The sequence below is a fragment of the Streptomyces sp. A01 genome, from assembly GCF_059026195.1.
In genome coordinates this window covers 1-1069 of the sequence record NZ_JBWLKN010000097.1, presented here as the reverse complement: position 1 = coordinate 1069, position 1069 = coordinate 1, and the positions used below count along the sequence as shown (strand labels likewise).

General features: G+C 69.5%; 1 protein-coding gene. It reads right to left on the bottom strand.

Annotation, left to right across the window (positions count from 1 at the left end; translation table 11 throughout):
- A partial coding sequence (locus AC5P1B_RS35670; protein WP_493892193.1) for a SpnB-like Rossmann fold domain-containing protein occupies positions 1-1069 on the bottom strand: 1069 nt, incomplete at both ends.

Sequence of the window (1069 nt, the reverse complement as noted above, 5' to 3'; positions counted from 1 at the left end):
TGGGTGGTGGGTGGGGTGTGGGTGAGGCGTGCGGCGGTGATGCTGTGGTGGCGGATGGCGAGTTGGTCTTCGTGGGCCCAATCGGCTCCGGTGTTGTGGGGTGTGTTGGTGGTGGTGTGGTGGAGGGTGGTGGTGAGGTGGGTTTGGGTGGTGGTGGTGTGGGTGGTGGGGAGGTCGATGAGGCCGCCCCAGCGGTCGGGGTGTTCGAGGGCGGCGACGCGGCCCAGGCCCCAGATCATGGCTTGGTCGGGGTGGGTGAGGGGGTCGGTGGTGGTGTGGGTGGTCACAGCGCTGGTGGTCACGCACCACAGGCGTCCGGGCAGGTGGGCGTCTTGGAGGGCTTGGAGGAGGAGGAGGGTCGCGGTGAGTCCGGCGGGCAGGGTGGGGGTGCTCGTGTGGGAGCCGGGGGCCAGGGCCAGCAGAGACAAGGTGCCGGCCACCGTCACCCCACCCACCACAGCCACCTGATCCACCTGAGCCGCGTGATCCACCTGATCCGCGTGAGCCGCCTGATCCGCGTGGGTGGTCTGGGCTGTGTGGGTGGTGAGGTTGGTGAGGGTGGTGGTGAGGTTCTCGCGTTGGGTGGTGGAGGCGTCGACTTCCAGGGTGTGGGTGGTCTTTCCCAGGTCGTGGAGTGCTTGCAGGCACGCGGTCACGGTCGGATCGGTGTCCGACCCGGTGGGGATGACGACCAGCCACACTCCACCCTCAACGCCAGGGGTGGTGTCGGCAGCAGCAGTGGTGGTGGGTGGTGTGGTGGTGGGTGGTGTGGTGGGGAGGGGTTTCCAGGTGAGGTGGTAGCGCCAGGTGTCCAGGGTGGTGCGTTGCCGTTGGCGTTGCCGCCAGGCGGCTAGTGCGGGCAGGACCGCGCCCAGTCCCGCGCGTTCTTCTTCCTCGCCGGGCGGTAGGGCCAGGGTGTGGGTCAGGGCGGTCAGATCCCCTCGCTCGACCGCTTCCCAGAACCCGGCCTCCGCCATCTCCTGCCCATCCCCCTGCTCCCGCCCCGACCGGGAGGGCCCGGCGGTCTCCAGCCAGTACCGCTGGCGTTGGAAGGGATACGTCGGCAGCT